The sequence below is a fragment of the Mesorhizobium sp. M0621 genome, assembly GCF_040320745.1.
Lineage (GTDB): Bacteria > Pseudomonadota > Alphaproteobacteria > Rhizobiales > Rhizobiaceae > Mesorhizobium.
Genome location: NZ_JAMYQF010000127.1, coordinates 1 through 1,409 on the forward strand (window position 1 = coordinate 1; position 1,409 = coordinate 1,409).

Annotated in this window: 1 protein-coding gene; it reads right to left on the reverse strand. The window is 61.7% G+C overall.

The window, feature by feature from the left end; genetic code table 11:
* Positions 1-283: 283 nt before the first annotated feature.
* The gene (locus NKI38_RS33410; protein WP_352665138.1) at positions 284-1,324 is read right to left on the reverse strand and encodes an IS110 family RNA-guided transposase; all 1,041 of its coding nucleotides are present in this window, start codon (positions 1,322-1,324) and stop codon (positions 284-286) included.
* Positions 1,325-1,409 lie beyond the last annotated feature (85 nt).

The following is a 1,409-nucleotide window of genomic DNA, read 5'->3' on the forward strand; positions in this document are numbered from 1 at the left end:
GTGCTCATATGTGGACGGCCCCCTGCTTGCAAGTGTTTGGCATGATGATTTGATCGGATCGCTTGCGCTCATATGTCCGGCCTTTTGCGCGCGGATTTGTGAGCGCTGGCCAAGATGGGCTTCACGGATAGCGAGTTCCAAACACGTACACGACATTTGCTGCCGGTGAGCACCTCGGAATGCCTCGCTGGTCCCGGTTCGACCGGTCACGCCATCTTCTCCTCTGCTTGCAAGTTCCGACCTCAGCGTCGGGCGTGCGCTCGGCGCTGAACTCTTAATGCTGCTATGGCTGCACAGGCGCCGAGCAGGTGGCGGCGATGGGGCGGTAGTGCTCGCCGCTGACCATCAGTTTCCAAGCGATCCGCGCCAGCTTATTGGCCAGCGCCACCGCCGCGAGCTTGGGGGCTTTGCGTGCAATCAAGGCCGCCAACCATGGCCAGAGCCTTTTGCTTCCACGTCGCATATGTTGAATGAGGGCCGTGGCGCCCGCCACCAGCACGCTTCGCAGCATATCGTCACCAGCGCGGGTAATCACGCCAAGCCTGTTTCTACCTGCCGTCGAGTGATTTTTCGGTGTCAGTCCCAGCCAAGCGGCAAAGTCGCGACCCGATTTGAAGCCATGTGCATCCGTAACCTTGATGGCCAGCAGCGTCGCTCCGACAGGACCGATCGCTGGTATGGCGGCCAACCGTTGGCTCATTTCGCTGCACCGATGAAGCGAGAGCAGTTTCTCATCAAGCACGGCGACCTCGCCGCTGATATGCGCATAGTCGCGCGCCAGGGTCTCGAACATGTCCCTGGCTAGGTCCGGGACCGTCGCGTCGATGCGAATGTCGGCCAGCAGATCGCCGAGCCGGGAAAGCCCTTTGGGCGCGGTCAGGCCGAACTCCGCCGCAAAGCCGCGGATCGAATTGGCCAGCTGCGTGCGCCGGCCGATGAACTGCGCGCGCAGTTTCGCCAGCATCTGTGCCGCCTGCTGGTCGGCGCTTTTGGCGGCAACGAAGCGCATGCGTGGCCGGCTCATCGCCTCGCAGATCGCCTCGGCATCGGCCGCATCCGACTTGGAGCGCTGGACATAGGGCTTCACGTGCTGCGCAGGCAGCAGCAACACATGATGACCCAGCGTGCGCAATTCCCGCGCCCAGTAATGCGCCGCGCCGCAGGCCTCCATGCCAATCTTCAGCGGCGAAAGCCCGGCAAAAAAGGCAAGCACCTGGCCGCGCCGCAGCTTCTTGCGCAGCACCGGCTGTTCGGCTTCATTCACGCCATGCAATTGGAAAACGCTCTTTGACGTATCCATGCCAATGCGAATAAGATTTTCCACGGACGGTCTCCCTTGTTTGAGATCTTCAACGACCTCATTCTGGCACATCACGATGCCGTCGGGGGCCGTCCACCCCAACACGTAC